Origin of the sequence: Brevibacillus thermoruber 423 (assembly GCF_000454065.1) — a bacterium.
Classification (GTDB): domain Bacteria; phylum Bacillota; class Bacilli; order Brevibacillales; family Brevibacillaceae; genus Brevibacillus; species Brevibacillus thermoruber.
The window spans coordinates 146,479-162,295 of record NZ_KE695652.1; the positions used below are offsets into that span (position 1 = coordinate 146,479).

A 15,817-nucleotide genomic window follows, 5' to 3' on the forward strand; every position below is an offset into this window, starting at 1 on the left:
TTGAAAAAATCCCATTTCATAGCCGGAAAAACGCCCCCCTACCTTTCCATCAGGGGGGCCAGTGTCTATTCCAAGAGAGACTGCTGCCGTACCCCGGAGACAACGCTTTCGATCAAGGGGCGGTCCTCACCGCTCCCAAGCTGTACGAAAAGTGTCTTTCTCCTTATCCGCCAAAATAATCCTTCAACCCCGCGACGATCGCCTCCGCCGCCCGCCGCTGATAATCCGCCGTCCGGATTATCGCCTCGTCCCTCGGATTGGTCAGAAATCCCAGTTCCACCAGAACGGCCGGCCGGTCGTTTTCCCGCAGGACGTGATAATCCCCAAAGGAAAGGCCGTTGCTCTTCATGCCGTACAGATCCCGGAGGCGGGCTTCAATCGCCTGAGCCAGGGGCAAATCTTTCTTTTCCTGGTAGAAAAACGTCAACGTCCCGCTTGCCGGTTTGGGCGACGAATTGTAGTGGATGCTGATAAACGCATCGGCTCCCAGGGTTTCGCTCAGAGCCACCCGTTGGAATAGAGCGGGGCTGTCCCCGTCCCCGGTGCGGGTCATGGTCACGCGGGCCCCGAGCTGGCGCAGCTTGTCCGCCACGTAACGGGCGGTTTGGAGATTGACCGTCTTTTCCTGGGTGCCGTATTTTGTCCCGAGGGCGCCGGCGTCGATGCCGCCGTGCCCGGGGTCGATGACGATGACCTTACCTTTCAAACCCGGCGTCCGGTTCACGTTTGCGCCGATTGCCTGCGCGCTGCTGTTCTGTTCCGTTCGGGGGGCGTTGGTCCCCGTCCCGACATAGCTCCCCAACACCCAACCGGTTGCCCCGGCCGGTGTCCGGACGCGCAGCCAGTCCTGCTGCTGGCCGGTAATCTCCAGCGCGGTTCCCTGGGGCAGCACCTGCAGAATCGGGTGTTCCACCCCCGGTCCCTTGCGCAGGCGCAGGGCGTCGGCCAGGACCGTGCCGCGTTTGGAAACGGAAGCCGGCTGGGCGGGACGAACGCTGCCGGCTGTTCCCTTCGTCCCGGGCTCGTCCCCTTTTTTCAGATAATAGCCGGCCACCCAGCCGCTGGTCCGGCCGGTACTGATTTTGGCCCACCCGTAGGATTCCTGGGAAATGGATACGATGGTGCCGTAGGGCAGGGAGCCGACAATCGGTGCGTCCATGCTCGGCTCGCTGCGGACGTTCAGCGAGGTGGCCGCTACCTTTGCGTTTTGGATGCCGCCCGCCTGCGCCGGCTCCGCAGGGAGGGAGGCGGCGCCGAGCAGCAGGGCCAATGTGAGAATTGTCTTGATCTGTCGTGGTTTCATTCGTGTCTCCTCTGGATGTCGGTATCAATCGTTGTTGGACACCATTATAGGAGGCATTTGCCGATTGCAGTAGGGCATTTTTTCCTGATTTGCGCCCCTGGCCGTAAAAACCGTCCGCGGGGAGCCGCCATGAAAACAGGTGCGTACAGACCGGCGAAAACGCAAGATACAGGGAGCTAGGAGCCGGGATCAGTGAAGCAGGCAGACCCAAACGCGGGAAAGGCGCGATTTTTCCGGGAGGCGCCGGCTTTTGCGCCGTACGCACGTTCGTCAACACACCCTGTATATGGTAAAATAGAGCCATGAAACAGGAAAGGATCTTGATACCGATGGGTCCGTACAAGACCGTCTGGAAACGTTATGACCTCTCCTACATCTAGCGACGTAGCCGTTGATCGTCTCTCGGGCGACCCAACCTGCTACGAAAGCGAGATTGTGGATATGAAACGAGATCGAATCGTCCGGAGTTCCTCCGTAGCCGGAAGGGCGCCCGCGCCAAAACGGTGTACGATGCGAGGAATCCCAGATGAGGAGAGCAGTTGCGTACGTTCGACAATTGTGTTGGATTGTGTTCGGCGCGTTTGTTTTGGCTTTTGCGTATTACCACATCAATGCTCAGAACCACTTGTCGGAGGGCGGGTTTGTCGGGTTGGCCCTGCTGGCCAAGTACGCGTTTGACCTGTCGCCGGCGATCATGACGCTGGCGCTCGACATTCCGCTGTTTCTCGTCGCCTTTCACGTGAAGGGACGCCAGTTTCTGGCCAACACGATGATCGCTTCTTTCGCCTTTTCCGGCTTTTACGATTTGTTTGAGCGGTTCTCGCCGCTGCACATCGATCTGAGCGGCTTCATGCCGCTGGCCGCCCTGCTGTCCGGCCTGCTGACCGGATGGGGGGCGGGGATCGTGCTGCGATACGGCGGCGCCACCGGCGGGGACGACATCCTGGCCGTGCTGCTCAGCCGTCACACCGGTCTGTCGATCGGGACGGTCTTTCTCCTGCTGGACGCGCTGGTCCTCAGCCTGTCGCTGTTGTACCTGCCGCTCCGCGAAACGCTTTACACGATCCTGGCGGTGGCGATTGCCAGCCGGGTGATCAACTGGACCGCAGCCGCAGGCGGGCGGGCACACGATCGCGCCGAATCCGAAACGGAAAGCATTCCGCGCTCGCTCACCCTGCCACACCATTGATGCCGGACCGGCTTCAGACCGGATGAGTGAATCGCCGGCCGGTCCATCCAACGCGAACCCCTCCCGGAAAAACAGCGCGTACGGCTGTTTGCCGGGAGGGGTTTTTTTGCGGCAAAAGGGCCGCTTGTGTACGTACTTGTCTGTCTCCAGCCTCGATCTTGTGAGATAATGAGGGGACAAACCACCAAAGGATCAGGAGGCGCTTTTCATGACATTGCTTCGAGACATCGGGAACACGCTGGAGAAGGTGCGTGAGGCCAATCCCCTTGTCCACAACATCACCAACGTCGTCGTCACCAACTTTACCGCCAACGGCCTGTTGGCCCTGGGCGCTTCGCCTGTCATGGCGTACGCCAAGGAAGAGGTGGCGGACATGGCCAGGATCGCCGGCGCGCTGGTGCTGAACATCGGCACGCTGAATGAGGCGGAGGTGGAGGCCATGCTGATCGCGGGCCGGTCGGCCAATCAGCACGGCGTGCCGGTCATTTTCGACCCGGTGGGAGCGGGGGCGACACCGTATCGGACGAAAACGGCCCAAACGATCATGCGGGAGGTCCGGGTGTCCGTCATTCGCGGCAATGCTGCGGAAATCGCTCATGTGATCGGCGAGAACTGGACGATCAAAGGCGTCGATGCGGGCGAAGGGAGCGGCGATGCCGTCTCGCTCGCGCAATCGGCGGCGAAGCTGTTGGGCACGACCGTCGTAATCACGGGGAAAGAGGATGTCATCACGGACGGCCGCACCACCTACCTCATCCGCAACGGCCATCCCATCCTGACCAAAGTAACGGGAACGGGTTGTCTGCTCACGTCCGTTCTGGGCGCGTTTGCCGCGGTGGAGAAAGACGTGCTGCTGGCGGGGGCGTCCGCTCTCGTCAGCTATGGCGTGGCGGCGGAACTGGCTGCTGCCGGGAGAGGAGCGGAGGGGCCGGGACGTTTTCAAATCGAGTTTTTGAATCAACTGGCGCGGATTTCTGCGGACGATGTCCACAGGTACGGAGCGATCGACCGCGTGTAAACCGGGGCGAAAGGAGAATCGACCGAGCGGCGGCCTGACTGCCGTCCCGCTGCTGCGCGAAAAGGGCCCCTTGTGAACAAGGGGCCTTTTCGTTGCCTTCCGAAAGCGGAACCGGTACAATGAAACAAGCGCACGGCCAACATCTTCTCTTTTAACCAGAAAAAAAATTTAAAATACCACTTGAAAAAGCTTTGGAGATGTGATAGATTAATTCTTGCCGATGAGAGAACGGCAAAAACGATCTGGATGGATGTCCGAGAGGCCGAAGGAGCACGATTGGAAATCGTGTAGACGGGGATAACTCGTCTCGTGGGTTCAAATCCCACTCCATCCGCCATCAAACACCTGGCCCGTTGGTGAAGTGGTTTAACACAGCAGCCTTTCACGCTGTCATTCAGGGGTTCGAATCCCCTACGGGTCACCATAGGAAAAGCCCCTGGCCCCTGTCCGGGGGACCCCCCGCAAAGCACTCGGATCTGCTGAGAAGCCTCCGTTTCACTTTGCGGGACGGAGCGGAGGCTTAGCTCAGCTGGGAGAGCATCTGCCTTACAAGCAGAGGGTCGGCGGTTCGATCCCGTCAGCCTCCACCACCTTTATGGGACAACGGCATATGCGGTCGTGGCGGAATTGGCAGACGCGCTAGATTCAGGTTCTAGTGGTGGCAACACCGTGGAGGTTCAAGTCCTCTCGACCGCACCATACCCAATGTCCAAGCTTCAGGAAATGCGCTTTTTTCGAGCGGTTCCGTCACGTGCGGACGTAGCTCAGCTGGTAGAGCGTCGCCTTGCCAAGGCGAAGGCCGCGGGTTCGAGCCCCGTCGTCCGCTCCAGTTCAACACCCTTACATGTTTTGTGCCCTTAGCTCAGCTGGATAGAGCGTTTGACTACGAATCAAAAGGTCGGGAGTTCGAATCTCTCAGGGCACGCCATACGCAAGAGGTGGGAAGTTGGCGCAGCCCGCGTCTCACCTCCACGTCGGGAAGTGGCTCAGCTTGGTAGAGCGCTTGGTTCGGGACCAAGAGGTCGCAGGTTCAAATCCTGTCTTCCCGACCATTCTTTTTCTCATCAGCAACGGGCGGCGCAGAGCGGCATCCGATCTTCTGCGCTGACCGATTATCGCGTGCGGGTGTAGTTCAATGGTAGAACCCCAGCCTTCCAAGCTGGTCGCGTGGGTTCGATTCCCATCACCCGCTCCATATATTTCTGGCGGTGTAGCTCAGCTGGCTAGAGCGTTCGGTTCATACCCGAAAGGTCGGGGGTTCAAGCCCCTCCACCGCTACCATATGTTCATGGCGATCGTGGCGAAGTGGTTAACGCACCGGATTGTGGCTCCGGCATTCGTGGGTTCGATTCCCATCGATCGCCCCATTTTCATGTTCACCAAGGGAAGTCCCCAACCCAGACACATGCGGTCGTGGTGGAATTGGCAGACACACCATCTTGAGGGGGTGGCGGGGCGACCCGTGCGAGTTCGAGTCTCGCCGACCGCACCATCTATTATCAGCAAGCACAGCCCGGTGAGTGCAGCAAATCGCTGCAGGCGCCGGGCTTTTTGGTTTGAGTCGGCTGCTGTACTAGATAAAGCGCTTGATGTCGTTGATCGCCGCGAGATGCAGCCCCTCGTGAAAAATGGTTCGCACCAAAACCTGGGCGATCGTGTGCATGCCCGACTCCGTGGCGGGAAACTCTTCTTCCAGCCGGTGGCCGTACGTCTCCCGGATGAAGCGCGGCTGTTCCTGCAGAAGCTGCCGCAGCGTATCCAGCGAAGGCGGAGTCGCACGCCAGTCCGCCGGTTTCGTGCCGTAGTTGAACCACTCGCGAAAGCCCTCGGGCAGAGGGATCTCTTCCTTGGTCAAATGGATGATCCACAGATACTGGTCAAGGTAGATATGGCCCAGATGCCAGCGAATGTTGTTGGAAAAACCGGCGGGAATGACATCCGCCTGTTCCTCCGTGAGGTGTAAGACGGAATCGAGTGTCGCTTGCCGGTAATCGAGCAGTTGCGTGAACAAAACGTTATGCCGCTTTTCCATGGTCAGGCGTCCCCTTCACTTTCGAAATTTTGTGATGATTCAATTCGCGGCGGTTTCGCCGTTTCCTGTCGGGGCGGCAAAACGGATTGGGAGCGGAGAACGCAAAGAAAGCGGGCGTGCCAACCCTGTATCCGGTCGGCACGCCCGCATGGCGTAGGATGCAGAAGCGCTGAACCGTGCAGCGCCTACCCGTACCCGGCGGCTTCCGTTACATCCCGTGCCGGTGCGGCTGCCGGGCGGGGGCGAACAGCCGGTTCCACTTGATCTGCGGCACGGCGATGGCGGCCAGAATCATCAGGACGCCGCCCCACTGGCTGAGGCTGACCTGTTCGCGCAGCACCAGACTGGAGAGCAGCACGACCGTCGGCAGTTCGGCGGCGCTGAGAATGGTCGCCAGTCCGTTGCCGATGCGCGGAACGCCGATCGACAGACAGAGAATCGGGATGGCCGAGCCGAAGCAGGCCACCAGCAGGGCGTACGGCAGGAGCCCGTCCCACAGTCTGCCGTTGATGAGGAAGGTCGGCGGGTAGGCCAGCGACAGGATCAGCGCGGCCAGGCCGATGGAGACGGCGCTGCGCAGGTACGGATTCATGTCCGGCGCCAGCCGTCCGCTGAGAAAGATCACCATGGCAAACGTAAAGCCGGACAGCAGGCCATAGATCAGGCCGGTGAAGCTGACGTCCTTCAGGCCGGTTTCCGCCAGGCCGCTGGCGAGCACGGTGCCGATGCCGAGGAGGACCAGCGAGACCCATTTTTCCGGTCCGGGCCATTTGCGGTCGGCGATCGACTCGATCAGCACGCCGATCCAGGTAAACTGGAAGAGCAGCACGATGGCGAGCGAGGCCGGGATGTCGCTGACCGCCCGGTGATAAAACAGGCTGGTGCCCGCCATCATCAGGCTGGACGGCAGCAGGATCAGCAGGTGGAGCAGTCGAAACCGCTCCCTGGACAAGAACAGCGCGACGACGGACATGATCAGCGCGCCGAACACGAGCTGCCCGCCGCTTAATTCGTATGGGGTAAAACCGGCGTGAAAGGCGAATTTCATGATGACGGAGAGCACGCCGTAGCTGCACGCTCCGGCCAGGACGAGCAGCACGGATCGCCAGTATGTCATGAGCGAACGTTCCTTTCCTGTGACAAAACATAAGAGTGTGAGCCTATTGTACAATAGATTCGGAAATGATACAATAAAAGTTTATGTATCGCTTCATCTGGCTGCCGTGATAATTCGTTACCATGCTAAACAACTGCCTTGGCAGCGCGCGAACATGTGCCGGCCGTGACGCCCGGGACCGGTATGCTGCTTGTGAATAGATAGCTGTTCCGGCCTGCTTCGGCTACACTAGAGATGACAAGAGAGAATGATGGAGGCAGGAGAGATGAGGAAGGGTGTCTTCTACGCGGTGGCCGCCTATTTGGCCTGGGGATTGCTGCCGCTCTATTGGAAGGTGTTTCAGGAAATGGCCGCGTGGGAAATTCTCGCCCACCGGATCGTCTGGTCCGTCTTTTTTGTCGCCCTGCTGCTGTTTGTGACGAAGCGCTGGCGGCAGATGAAGGAGGCCGTTTCCACGGCGAAGGAAAGGGGCGCGCTCTTCCTGTGTTCGCTGTTTGTCAGCGCCAACTGGCTGATTTTCATCTGGGCGGTCAACAACGGCAACGTGATGGAAACCAGCCTCGGGTACTACATCAACCCGCTGCTGAACGTGCTCTTTGGCGTCTTGTTCCTCAAAGAGCGGCTGGGAAAGGGGCAGTGGACAGCCATCGCGCTGGCCGCGGCCGGCGTCTCCGTGATGACGGTGCATTACGGCAGGGTGCCGTGGGTCGCCATTTCCCTCGCGTTGACGTTCGCCTGCTACGGACTGGTCAAAAAGATGATCAAACTGGAAGCGATCGTCAGTCTGGCCTGGGAAACGCTGGTGGTGGCACCGCTTGCGCTGGGGTATCTGGTGACGCTGCACGTCAGCGGGACGGATACGCTTTCCCACGTGGCGGGCTGGCAGATTGCGCTGTTGACCCTGTCCGGCGTGGCGACGGCCCTGCCGCTCTACTGGTTCGCCCAAGCCGCCAAGCTGCTGCCGCTGTCCACGGTGGGATTTATCCAGTACCTGGCCCCGTCAATCTCGCTGTCCATGGCGGTCTTCCTGTTCGGCGAGAAGTTTACCAACGTCCACCTGGTCAGCTTCGGCCTGATCTGGAGCGCGCTGATCGTGTTCACGGTCAGCACGATGCGGAAAAAGCCGGTTCCCGCACAGCGGCCGGTGGAGCTGGCGATCAAAAAGGAAGCGTAAAACAAAAAAACTCCAATCTGTCCCGATTGGCGGACGGATTGGAGTTTTTTGCTGTCAGGCATTTTGCAGGCTGCGGTATGCGCCGTGATGCGTCGGTCCGACGTATTGGTTGAGCGGGAAGGAGTGGCGGATCGCTTCGGTGATGAACGCCTTGGCTACCGCTACCGCCTCGCGCACCGATTTGCCTTTGGCCAGCTCCGCACAGATGGCGGCGGAGTAGGTGCAGCCGGCGCCGTGCGTGTAGGTGGTGTTGATCCGCTCGCCTTCCAGAATGTCAAACGTGTGGCCGTCGTACAGGACGTCAATCGCTTTTTCGTGCGCGAGCTTGCCGCCGCCTTTCACCAGCACGTAGGCCGCCCCTTTGTCGTGAATGCGCTTGGCGGCTTCTTTCATGTCGTCGACGGTTTTCAGCGCCCCCATTTGGCTCAACTGACCGGCCTCAAACAGGTTGGGGGTAACGACAGTGGCCCGGGGAACGAGGACGTCGCGCAGGCTGGCCGCCACTTCCGGATGAAGCACTTCGTCCGCCCCCTTGCAGACAAGCACCGGGTCGACGACGACGTTCTTCAATTGGTATTGATCGATTTTCCTGGCCGCCAGCTCGATCAGCTCCGTCGTGCCCAGCATGCCGGTTTTCACGGCGTCGACGCCGATGCCGGAGAGGACCGTTTCCAACTGCTTCTCCAGGGTGCCGAGGTCGATTGGAAACACCTCGTGAAACCAGGAATTGTGCGGATCTTGGGCAACAATCACGGTCAGGGCGGTCATTCCGTAGACGCCCAGCTCCTGAAACGTCTTCAGGTCGGCCTGGATGCCGGCGCCGCCGCTGGTGTCAGATCCCGCGATGGTTAACGCTTTGCGAATCGTCATGGCAGATGTCTCCCTTTGCAGCCGCAACTGGTGGTGCGGTTCGTTTACGTTCTACCTAAATTGAAGAGGAAAACAAGAGCGGTGTCAATACGTTCGCCCGATGAAAAAACGCCTCTCCGGCTGGGAGAAGCGTTCCGTGATCCTGGGCGGTTTTCTATGTAGGTTTTCTCTATTAGACAGATGCAATGTGATGGAACGAGAAGGTGATCGGGGTGGACATGGCCTTGGCGCGCTTCGAGGCGAGGCGCTTGGCCTCTTTGGCTGCCTCAAACATGCTGGGTGCCTTGATGATTTCAATCCATTGACGTGACGCCGTTTCAAACAAAAACCGATAGATTCTCATCGTCAATCTGCCCTCTCTCGTTTTTGTTCACACCTTTATTGTATCAACGCGCTGGAAGCATTAGGTTACCGGGGTGTTACATTTTCTTGAAGAAAGTGTTGCTGTTGCGTGAACAAGAAAAGTTTTTCCAGCGCTTCGTTACGTTTTTCCTGTTTTTGCGTCTATAGATAAAGGATGCCAATTTTACACGGAACGACAAACGAGGTGGAAAACGAGATGGCCAACGGAACAGGCGAATTGACGGTGACGGGCGTCAATCACAGCTACGGGACGGGCAAGATCAAGGTTCCCGTGCTGTTCGACATCAATCTGCACGTTGACAAAGGGGAGTTTGTCGCCCTGTGCGGATCGTCAGGATCGGGCAAGTCGACGCTGTTGAACCTGCTGGCCGGTTTGACCAAACCGGACGAGGGGAGCATTTTCGTCAACGGGGAAGAAATCTCCCGCTTCAGCGAGAACGAACTGTGTCTGTTTCGCCGGCGATGCATGGGCTTTATTTTTCAATCGTACAACCTGCTGCCCAACCTGACCGCGCTGGAAAACGTGGAACTGCCGCTGATTTTTGCCGGCGAAAGCCGAAAAAGCAGACGGGCCAAAGCAAAGGAGATGCTGGAGCGGGTCGGGTTGGAAGGACGGATGGATCACAAGCCGAACGAACTGAGCGGCGGCCAGCAGCAGCGGGTGAGCATCGCCCGCGCCCTGGTCAACCAGCCCAGCATTGTGCTTGCCGACGAACCGACCGGGAATCTGGACAGCAAAACCGAGCAGGAAATCCTGGAGCTGATGAGGCGGATGAACCGCGAAAACGGCACGACGTTTATCATCGTCACCCACGAACAGGAAGTGGCGGAACAGTCCGACCGCGTCATCTATCTGCAGGACGGACGGGTCGTGCAAAAACGGACGAAACCGGCATGAGAGAGGGTATGAGGTGAACCTACTGTGAAACTACTGGATTCGTTTCGCATCGTCTGGCGAAACTTGTGGCGCATGAAGCTGCGCACGGCGCTCACCTCCGTGGGCGTCATGATTGGGACGGCCGCCATTGTGGCGATGATCGCCCTCAGTCTGGGACTGAAGGAAAACGCCGTCAAGAGCCTGGAGAACTTCGGCAACCTGACGGAGCTGGACGTGCAGCCGGCCTTTTTCGATTACGAAAAGGACGAGCCCATCCCGGACGATCAGCGGAAAAAGCTGAACATGGACGCGGTGCGGGAGATCAAGGGCATATCCGGGGTGGCGGCGGTCATGCCGATCAAGCGGATACAAGGGGAAGCCAAGCTGAAAGTGGGCAGGCGGGAAGGGTTTATCGAGGTGATCGGGGTGGACGCGCTCGAATCGGCCGCCTACCGCAAGAATGACGTGGAAAAAGGCAGCTACCTGAGCGGATCGCCGCAGGAAATCGTCGTGGCCTATCACGTTGCCGGCAATTTGCGGGACGTGGAAAAGGAACGGCGGGAAGCGCGGCGGAGAAGCGCGGACGCCAACCGGGGCGGGGGAGCGGAGATGATGCCGCCTCGCTTCGGGAGGGGCGAGGAGGCCCCCCAATCGTTCAATCTCGTCGACAAGACGGCTACGATCGTGCTGACGCGCGAGTACCGGATCGACGACGAGCCGCACTTCGAAAAGAAGGAAGTCCGCGTGAGAGTCGTCGGCCAACTGCGGCAGTCGGAAAACCGCCGCTACGGAAACGCCGTCTATGCGCCGCTCGGCCTGGTGAAAGAGATGAACGACTGGCTCAACCGCAGTCGGGGTGACGAGTTCGGCGATGGCGGCGGCAGCACCCGGCGCACCCGCGAGACTGCGCAGCAGGACAGCTTTGAGTTTGACGAGATGACGGTGAAGGTGGAGTCGCGCGAGAAGGTGGAGAGCGTCGTAAAGGCGCTGCAGGAACGCGGGTTTGAAGTCTGGTCGCCCGCCCGCGAACTGGAGCAGATCAACAAGTTCTTCTTCGTCATCCAGATCGTGCTGGGCGGGATTGCCGCAGTCTCGCTGCTGGTCGCCACGATCGGCATCGTCAACACGATGATCATGTCCATTCTGGAGCGGACCAAGGAGATCGGCATCATGAAGGTCATCGGCGCCACCGTGTACAACATCCGCTGGCTGTTCCTGATGGAATCGGGCTTCATCGGATTGATTGGCGGACTGGCCGGCCTCGGCATCGCCTGGGGAGCGGTGGAACTGGTCAACTACTTCGGGGAAGCGGGTGGAATCATGAGCAGTCTCAACATCGGCTTCGGCGGACCGGAGGGAGAGGAGAAGCTGCGCCTTGCCGTCATCCCGTCGTGGCTGTCGCTGTTCGCCATCGGGTTTTCGTTTGTCATCGGTTTGCTGGCGGGCATTTTCCCGGCCATCCGCGCCTCCCGGTTGAGCGCGCTGCAAGCCATTCGATCTGAATAAAGAATGTGGGGATAGGGAGTATGAACAAGAAAACGTGGATCATTCTTTCGGCAGTCGTTGTCCTGTTGGGCGGAGGAGGATACGCCGGCTATCACTATCTCGGATCCAAAGACGCCGCCGCCGAACAGCCGCAGGAGGGGCCGCCCTCCTTTCCCACCGCAGTCGTGGACAGGGGGGACGTGAAAAAGACCATCTTTGCCTCCGGGACCGTGGAAGCGAAGGCACGCGAAGAGGTAAAACCGGAACTGGCCGGCAAGGTGGAGCAGGTCTTTGTGAAAGAGGGGCAGCGCGTGAACAAAGGGGATCCGCTGTTCTCCATCGACAGCACGGACGCCGCCCTGGAGCTGCAAAAGCAGGAGCTGAGCATTGTCCGCGCCCAGAGGGAACTGAACGATTTGAAAAACCGGAAGGACAGGATTGCCTTTTCCATGGGCGGCAAGGTGAAGGAAGTGCTGGTCAAGGAAGGGGATACGGTGACACCGGAGACCGTGGTCGCCAAACTGGTCGACACCGATCACCTGAAGATTACCGGAAAGTTTTCCGCCTTTGAAGCGGAGCACTTCAAGGTGGGACAAAAGGTGAAAGTGTTTATCTCCGCGTCGATGATCTTTCTCGATGGTACGGTTACCAAGGTCGACCTGATCGGGAAGAAGGAAAAAGGCGTCGGCGGGGTCCACGACGTGGAGGTGCTGGTGAAAAAGCCCGGAGCGCTGTACGTGGGAGACCTGGGAGAAGTGCAGTACGTCGACCCGAACGGCGTTCTGTTCGCCAGCCAGATGGCGACGCCGTTTGAAGACCCGGACGTCGTGGAGGTCGTGGCCGGCACCCACGGCAAGGTCGGCAAGGTGGAAGTGGAAAACGGCGACGAGGTCAAGGCAGGCCAACTGCTGGCGAAAATGGACATGTCCGCCTCCGAACTGGACCTGAAGGAGAAGGAACTGGCCTTGAAGGAGTCGCTCTTGACCCTGGAGCAGAAGAAGCGGGAGATCGCGAAAAAGCGGGTGACGGCGCCGATCAGCGGGGTGATTACCAAGCTGGAGGTCAAACCGGGCGAGACGCCGGACTCCGGCAAGCCGGCCGCGGTCATCATGGACAGCAGCGCCGTGTATTTTGTGGCGGCTGTGGATGAAATCGACATTCCGTCCATCCGGGTGGGGCAGACGGCCGAGGTGTACGTGACGGCGTTTGGCAACAAGCCGTTTACCGGCAAGGTGGTGGACGTGCCCAAAGAGGGGACGAAAGAGGACAAGACGGTCCGCTTCGCGGTGAAAATCGAGCTGACCGACGCGGCTGAGATGAAGCACGGAATGACCGGCGACTGCGACATTTACGTGGAGAAGAAGGAAAACGTGCTCCGGCTGCCGCTGCAGGCGGTCGACGTGCTGGAGGACGGCAAGGGAACCGTCATGGTGAAGGATCCGAAAACCGGGGAGCCGACGCCCAAAGAAGTGGAGATCGGCATCGAAGGGTCGGAATTCATCGAAATCAAGAGCGGCATCGCGGAAGGCGAGGAAGTGCTGATGATGAACGGCGGCGAAGGCATGTAGCACGGCCGTGTCCGCACGTCCCCGGCTCAAAAGGAACCCGCCTGCTTGTGCCATTGCGGCAGAGCAGGCGGGTTGTTTGATTGGCAGCCGTACGCAGCCGATCCGCTTTACGGGAGCGGCCTTTGCTCGTGCGGCTTGAGGGCGGCGACCCGGATCCGGCTGTAGTCCAAGACCCAGGAGCCGTCGCGGAACAAGGCGGGCCGCAGCCGATCGGCGATCATCGTGCAGGTCTCGTCCTTTTCCTGCGGCGGCATGTCGGCAAAAAACGGGCCGCAGAACGCATCCAGCCAGTGGCGCAGCCCCTGTTCCCCGTCCGGAAGCGGTGTGGGCCGTTCGAAGTGATGCGCCAGTTTGACGACAAAGCCCTGCCGTTCCAGAAGCGAGGTGTAGGCGCCGATGCCGGGGAAGTACCAGGGGTTGCGGCTGTCCGCATCGCGCCCCTTGTCGGCCAGGACGGCGCGGATGGCCTGGACGACCCGTTCCACGTTGCCCGCTCCGCCGAACTCGGCCACGAACCGTCCGCCCGGCTTCAGCGCCAGCCACACCTGGCGGATGACGGCTTCCGGCCGCTTCATCCAGTGCAGGGCGGCGTTGGAAAAGACGGCGTCAAACGGTTCCTCCGTCACGAACGTCTCGGCGTTGGCGACGAAAAACCGCAGCGCGGGGTATTTGCTCCGCGCCGTGTCAATCATGTCGGCGGACAGGTCCATTCCCGTCGGCACAGCCCCGGCCTTGGCCATCTCGGCACAGAGATCGCCCGTTCCGCAGCCCAGGTCGAGAATCGTTTCCCCCGGCTGCGGCTGAAGCCATTCCAGCACGCCTTTGCCAAACCGGGAGACAAAGTCCATCTTGCCGTCGTACAGCCGTGCGTTCCAGCGGTTCTCTACATGCATGGAAAATCCCTCCTTGGTATCGTTGTACCAGTGGAGGGGTTATTCGTCAAATCTATAAAAAGTATAAAGTCTATAGTTATTTCCTATTGATGCTGCTATATCCGGTCAAGATACAGCGTGGTTACAGAGGTGGAGTCGCCGTTTTCGATTTCTTCCTCCGTCGCCTCTTCTTCCAGCTCGTCCATCTCCATCCCGGGCGCGATGGTCGGTTCGTGCTTCGGATTGCGCTCGTCCGTCCGCTTGTCCATCGATCCTGCCTCCTTTCGCTTGGGCTGTCCCTAGCGTTTGCCAGCAGCGGGAGCATTATGCCTGTCCCGGCGGCCGCCTTGTGGAGGGATGGCGAAAGCAGTACGATAAAACCAAGGAAAGATGCCGGGTGTCGGCAGGGAGGAGGAACGTATGGAACCGATTGTGCTGCGCGGCCATCATCTGCTGTGCGTTCACGGGTTTCAGGGGATGGGGTACAGCCCCGCGTTTGTCGCCAAAATGGGGGAAATCGTCGAGCGGATCCGCGATCCCCGGCAGGATTTTCCCATTCGGGTGGTGCGGGGATTCGACGACACGTGCCAGGCGTGTCCCAACAAGGGAGCGGAACGGTGCGAAGCTTCTCCCGATTCGGAAGAGCACGTGCAGACGCTGGACCGCAACGTTCTGGCCCATCTGGGATTGACGGCGGGAGAGGTCTACCTCAAATCGGAACTGGTGGAGCGCACCCGCCGCCTGGTGGAACCGGACGATCTGGCCTTCCTGTGCGCCGGATGCTCCTGGTACGAATACGGCGTGTGCCGCGAGGGCATCGCCCGCTTGCGCCAGACGCAGGCCGCCAGCAGGCAGGAGCGGAAATCCGCCCCATAGCGGGAAAGGAGAGAGGAATCGTGACGGACGAAGAGCGCGGCGTATTGGAAAAGCTGGGGTTCCGGTTGGAGGACGGCGCGGTGAAACATCTCAAGCTGGGGATCGTAGAACGATGTGAGGTCTTTGAGGGATTTGCTTCCCTCGCGGAGCTGGAGGCCTATGCAAAGGCGATGCTGCGCACCCGCTGCCGGCTGCGCAAAACGGCCGCACAGCCAGGCGGCGAGAGGCAGACGCGTGACAAAAGGAGATGAGTTGAGTCGGAATGGAGACGAGAGAGTTGCTCTTGCGGGCGTTGGACGAAGTGGAAGCGTGGGAACGGGACCAGAAGGACCTGTGGTTCTGGGAAAAGCTGGGCCGGCTGCCGTTTGTGCTTTTGGACCGCGTTACGCCCGCCGTCGTCAGGGAGAAGCTGGGGACGGCTGTCGATGAAATGGCCGCCTTTCTGGAGCAGGGGGGTACCTATCTGGTAAGCGACGAGTCGGTGTATGCGCGGTTCCAGGAGGCCCAGCCGGGAACGGGACGGCCCAAGCAGGAGGACGTCAAGAGATTGCCGCTGGTCACCATGGACAAGGTGGCAGCGGAAATGGTGGCATCCCGCGCCGCGTTTGCCACGGTGCAGGGAGCGACAACGGGGTTTGGCGGGCTGTTCACCCTGGCGATCGACGTCCCGCTGCTGTTGGGCACCTCGCTCAAGGTGCTGCAGGAGATGGCGCTCTGTTACGGATACCGCCCCGAGGAGAAGCGGGAGCGGCTGTTCATCGTCAAATGCCTGCAGTTTGCCTCTTCCGACATCGTCGGCAAGCGGGCGATCCTGGAGGAGCTTTCCCGCTTTGACGAGCCCGAAAGACAGCGGGATGTCATCGCCCAACTGCAGGGCTGGCGGGAAGTGGTGGTGACGTACACGGAAAACTTCGGCTGGAAAAAGCTGTTTCAGATGGTGCCGGTGGCGGGCATGCTGTTTGGCGCTTACCTGAACCGCTCCACCGTGCAGGATGTGGCGGAAACGGGCCGGATGCTGTACCGCAAGCGGCGGATTCTGGAGCGGCTGCGGCAGGAGGAAGCCGGAGCCTGAC

At 59.9% G+C, this 15,817-nt stretch carries 16 protein-coding genes and 11 tRNA genes; 20 read left to right on the plus strand and 7 right to left on the minus strand.

The genetic code is table 11. The features are described from left to right. Positions 1–163: 163 nt before the first annotated feature. Entirely contained in the window at positions 164–1,303 is a 1,140-nt protein-coding gene (locus tag M516_RS0115180) for an N-acetylmuramoyl-L-alanine amidase family protein (protein ID WP_029099875.1), read from the minus strand. A gap of 526 nt (positions 1,304–1,829) precedes the next feature. On the opposite strand from M516_RS0115180, the gene M516_RS23605 reads away from it, so the two are divergent. From M516_RS23605 to M516_RS0115245, 13 genes are all read left to right on the plus strand, one after another. Next, complete coding sequence (locus M516_RS23605; RefSeq protein ID WP_081656562.1) at positions 1,830–2,492, plus strand: YitT family protein; 663 nt, start codon at positions 1,830–1,832, stop codon at positions 2,490–2,492. 208 nt (positions 2,493–2,700) lie between these two features. Next, on the plus strand, positions 2,701–3,510 hold the full coding sequence (gene thiM / locus M516_RS0115190) for a hydroxyethylthiazole kinase (protein WP_029099876.1): 810 nt from the start codon (positions 2,701–2,703) through the stop codon (positions 3,508–3,510). A gap of 244 nt (positions 3,511–3,754) precedes the next feature. Then, positions 3,755–3,847 (plus strand) — tRNA-Ser (locus tag M516_RS0115195). 10 nt (positions 3,848–3,857) lie between these two features. After that, positions 3,858–3,934 (plus strand) — tRNA-Glu (locus M516_RS0115200). Between the two features lie 90 nt (positions 3,935–4,024). After that, positions 4,025–4,100: transfer RNA gene (locus M516_RS0115205), tRNA-Val, on the plus strand. Positions 4,101–4,122: 22 nt separating this feature from the next. Then, positions 4,123–4,209: transfer RNA gene (locus M516_RS0115210), tRNA-Leu, on the plus strand. A gap of 54 nt (positions 4,210–4,263) precedes the next feature. Next, positions 4,264–4,339, plus strand: a tRNA-Gly gene (locus M516_RS0115215). A 22-nt stretch (positions 4,340–4,361) separates the two neighbouring features. Then, positions 4,362–4,438 (plus strand) — tRNA-Arg (locus tag M516_RS0115220). 47 nt (positions 4,439–4,485) lie between these two features. Next, a tRNA-Pro gene (locus M516_RS0115225) sits at positions 4,486–4,562 on the plus strand. A gap of 69 nt (positions 4,563–4,631) precedes the next feature. After that, a tRNA-Gly gene (locus M516_RS0115230) sits at positions 4,632–4,705 on the plus strand. 9 nt (positions 4,706–4,714) lie between these two features. Then, positions 4,715–4,791: transfer RNA gene (locus tag M516_RS0115235), tRNA-Met, on the plus strand. 10 nt (positions 4,792–4,801) lie between these two features. Next, positions 4,802–4,877, plus strand: a tRNA-His gene (locus M516_RS0115240). 40 nt (positions 4,878–4,917) lie between these two features. After that, positions 4,918–5,002 (plus strand) — tRNA-Leu (locus M516_RS0115245). 81 nt (positions 5,003–5,083) lie between these two features. Here M516_RS0115245 and M516_RS0115250 read toward each other — a convergent pair. Further along, positions 5,084–5,542 carry a DinB family protein gene (locus M516_RS0115250; protein ID WP_029099877.1) on the minus strand — a complete coding sequence of 153 codons (459 nt, stop codon included), beginning with the start codon at positions 5,540–5,542 and terminating at the stop codon, positions 5,084–5,086. A gap of 208 nt (positions 5,543–5,750) precedes the next feature. Further along, the gene (locus M516_RS0115255) at positions 5,751–6,659 is read right to left on the minus strand and encodes an EamA family transporter (RefSeq protein WP_029099878.1); all 909 of its coding nucleotides are present in this window, start codon (positions 6,657–6,659) and stop codon (positions 5,751–5,753) included. 265 nt (positions 6,660–6,924) lie between these two features. Here M516_RS0115255 and rarD point away from each other — a divergent pair, with 265 nt between their 5' ends. Further along, positions 6,925–7,833, plus strand: coding sequence for an EamA family transporter RarD (gene rarD, locus M516_RS0115260; RefSeq protein WP_029099879.1), 909 nt, complete (start codon positions 6,925–6,927; stop codon positions 7,831–7,833). A gap of 54 nt (positions 7,834–7,887) precedes the next feature. Here the strand turns inward: rarD and pdxK are convergent, their stop codons facing one another. Both pdxK and M516_RS25665 read right to left on the minus strand, forming a co-directional pair. Then, complete coding sequence (gene pdxK, locus M516_RS0115265) at positions 7,888–8,703, minus strand: pyridoxine/pyridoxal/pyridoxamine kinase (RefSeq protein WP_029099880.1); 816 nt, start codon at positions 8,701–8,703, stop codon at positions 7,888–7,890. Positions 8,704–8,875: 172 nt separating this feature from the next. Beyond that, a complete protein-coding gene (locus M516_RS25665; RefSeq protein ID WP_193746983.1) occupies positions 8,876–9,046 on the minus strand; it encodes a hypothetical protein in 171 nt (56 codons plus the stop codon). Between the two features lie 216 nt (positions 9,047–9,262). Between M516_RS25665 and M516_RS0115275 the strand changes: the two genes are divergently transcribed. Genes M516_RS0115275 through M516_RS0115285 form a run of 3 tightly spaced genes read left to right on the plus strand, consistent with a single transcriptional unit; the run spans position 9,263 to position 12,996 of the window. Continuing rightward, a complete protein-coding gene (locus M516_RS0115275; RefSeq protein WP_029099881.1) occupies positions 9,263–9,964 on the plus strand; it encodes an ABC transporter ATP-binding protein in 702 nt (233 codons plus the stop codon). A gap of 24 nt (positions 9,965–9,988) precedes the next feature. After that, positions 9,989–11,449: an ABC transporter permease gene (locus M516_RS0115280; protein ID WP_029099882.1), complete on the plus strand. Its 1,461-nt coding sequence runs from the start codon at positions 9,989–9,991 to the stop codon at positions 11,447–11,449. 20 nt (positions 11,450–11,469) lie between these two features. After that, the gene (locus M516_RS0115285; RefSeq protein ID WP_029099883.1) at positions 11,470–12,996 is read left to right on the plus strand and encodes an efflux RND transporter periplasmic adaptor subunit; all 1,527 of its coding nucleotides are present in this window, start codon (positions 11,470–11,472) and stop codon (positions 12,994–12,996) included. Between the two features lie 107 nt (positions 12,997–13,103). On the opposite strand, the gene M516_RS0115290 is transcribed toward M516_RS0115285, so the two are convergent. Continuing rightward, positions 13,104–13,889 (minus strand): class I SAM-dependent methyltransferase, encoded by a 786-nt coding sequence (locus tag M516_RS0115290; RefSeq protein ID WP_029099884.1) that lies wholly within the window; start codon positions 13,887–13,889, stop codon positions 13,104–13,106. A gap of 95 nt (positions 13,890–13,984) precedes the next feature. Then, entirely contained in the window at positions 13,985–14,137 is a 153-nt protein-coding gene (locus M516_RS25670; protein WP_162836744.1) for a hypothetical protein, read from the minus strand. Between the two features lie 151 nt (positions 14,138–14,288). Here M516_RS25670 and M516_RS23610 point away from each other — a divergent pair, with 151 nt between their 5' ends. The 3 genes from M516_RS23610 to M516_RS0115310 are packed head-to-tail and all read left to right on the plus strand — an operon-like array spanning position 14,289 to position 15,816. Further along, positions 14,289–14,744, plus strand: a complete 456-nt coding sequence (locus tag M516_RS23610) for a DUF1284 domain-containing protein (RefSeq protein WP_044899510.1) — start codon at positions 14,289–14,291, stop codon at positions 14,742–14,744. Between the two features lie 20 nt (positions 14,745–14,764). Next, positions 14,765–14,995 carry a hypothetical protein gene (locus M516_RS23615; RefSeq protein ID WP_051188238.1) on the plus strand — a complete coding sequence of 77 codons (231 nt, stop codon included), beginning with the start codon at positions 14,765–14,767 and terminating at the stop codon, positions 14,993–14,995. An 11-nt stretch (positions 14,996–15,006) separates the two neighbouring features. Continuing rightward, positions 15,007–15,816, plus strand: coding sequence for an EcsC family protein (locus M516_RS0115310; RefSeq protein WP_029099885.1), 810 nt, complete (start codon positions 15,007–15,009; stop codon positions 15,814–15,816). Position 15,817: the final 1 nt, after the last annotated feature.

Coding starts and splice junctions, on each gene's coding strand:
- M516_RS0115290 (WP_029099884.1), bottom strand. CDS start 13,889: ATGCATGTAGAGAACCGCTGGAACGCACGGCTGTACGACGGCAAGATG.
- M516_RS0115250 (WP_029099877.1), bottom strand. CDS start 5,542: ATGGAAAAGCGGCATAACGTTTTGTTCACGCAACTGCTCGATTACCGG.
- M516_RS0115255 (WP_029099878.1), bottom strand. CDS start 6,659: ATGACATACTGGCGATCCGTGCTGCTCGTCCTGGCCGGAGCGTGCAGC.
- M516_RS23610 (WP_044899510.1), top strand. CDS start 14,289: ATGGAACCGATTGTGCTGCGCGGCCATCATCTGCTGTGCGTTCACGGG.
- pdxK (WP_029099880.1), bottom strand. CDS start 8,703: ATGACGATTCGCAAAGCGTTAACCATCGCGGGATCTGACACCAGCGGC.
- M516_RS0115275 (WP_029099881.1), top strand. CDS start 9,263: ATGGCCAACGGAACAGGCGAATTGACGGTGACGGGCGTCAATCACAGC.
- M516_RS0115310 (WP_029099885.1), top strand. CDS start 15,007: ATGGAGACGAGAGAGTTGCTCTTGCGGGCGTTGGACGAAGTGGAAGCG.
- M516_RS0115180 (WP_029099875.1), bottom strand. CDS start 1,303: ATGAAACCACGACAGATCAAGACAATTCTCACATTGGCCCTGCTGCTC.
- M516_RS25665 (WP_193746983.1), bottom strand. CDS start 9,046: ATGAGAATCTATCGGTTTTTGTTTGAAACGGCGTCACGTCAATGGATT.
- M516_RS25670 (WP_162836744.1), bottom strand. CDS start 14,137: ATGGACAAGCGGACGGACGAGCGCAATCCGAAGCACGAACCGACCATC.
- thiM (WP_029099876.1), top strand. CDS start 2,701: ATGACATTGCTTCGAGACATCGGGAACACGCTGGAGAAGGTGCGTGAG.
- M516_RS0115285 (WP_029099883.1), top strand. CDS start 11,470: ATGAACAAGAAAACGTGGATCATTCTTTCGGCAGTCGTTGTCCTGTTG.
- rarD (WP_029099879.1), top strand. CDS start 6,925: ATGAGGAAGGGTGTCTTCTACGCGGTGGCCGCCTATTTGGCCTGGGGA.
- M516_RS23605 (WP_081656562.1), top strand. CDS start 1,830: ATGAGGAGAGCAGTTGCGTACGTTCGACAATTGTGTTGGATTGTGTTC.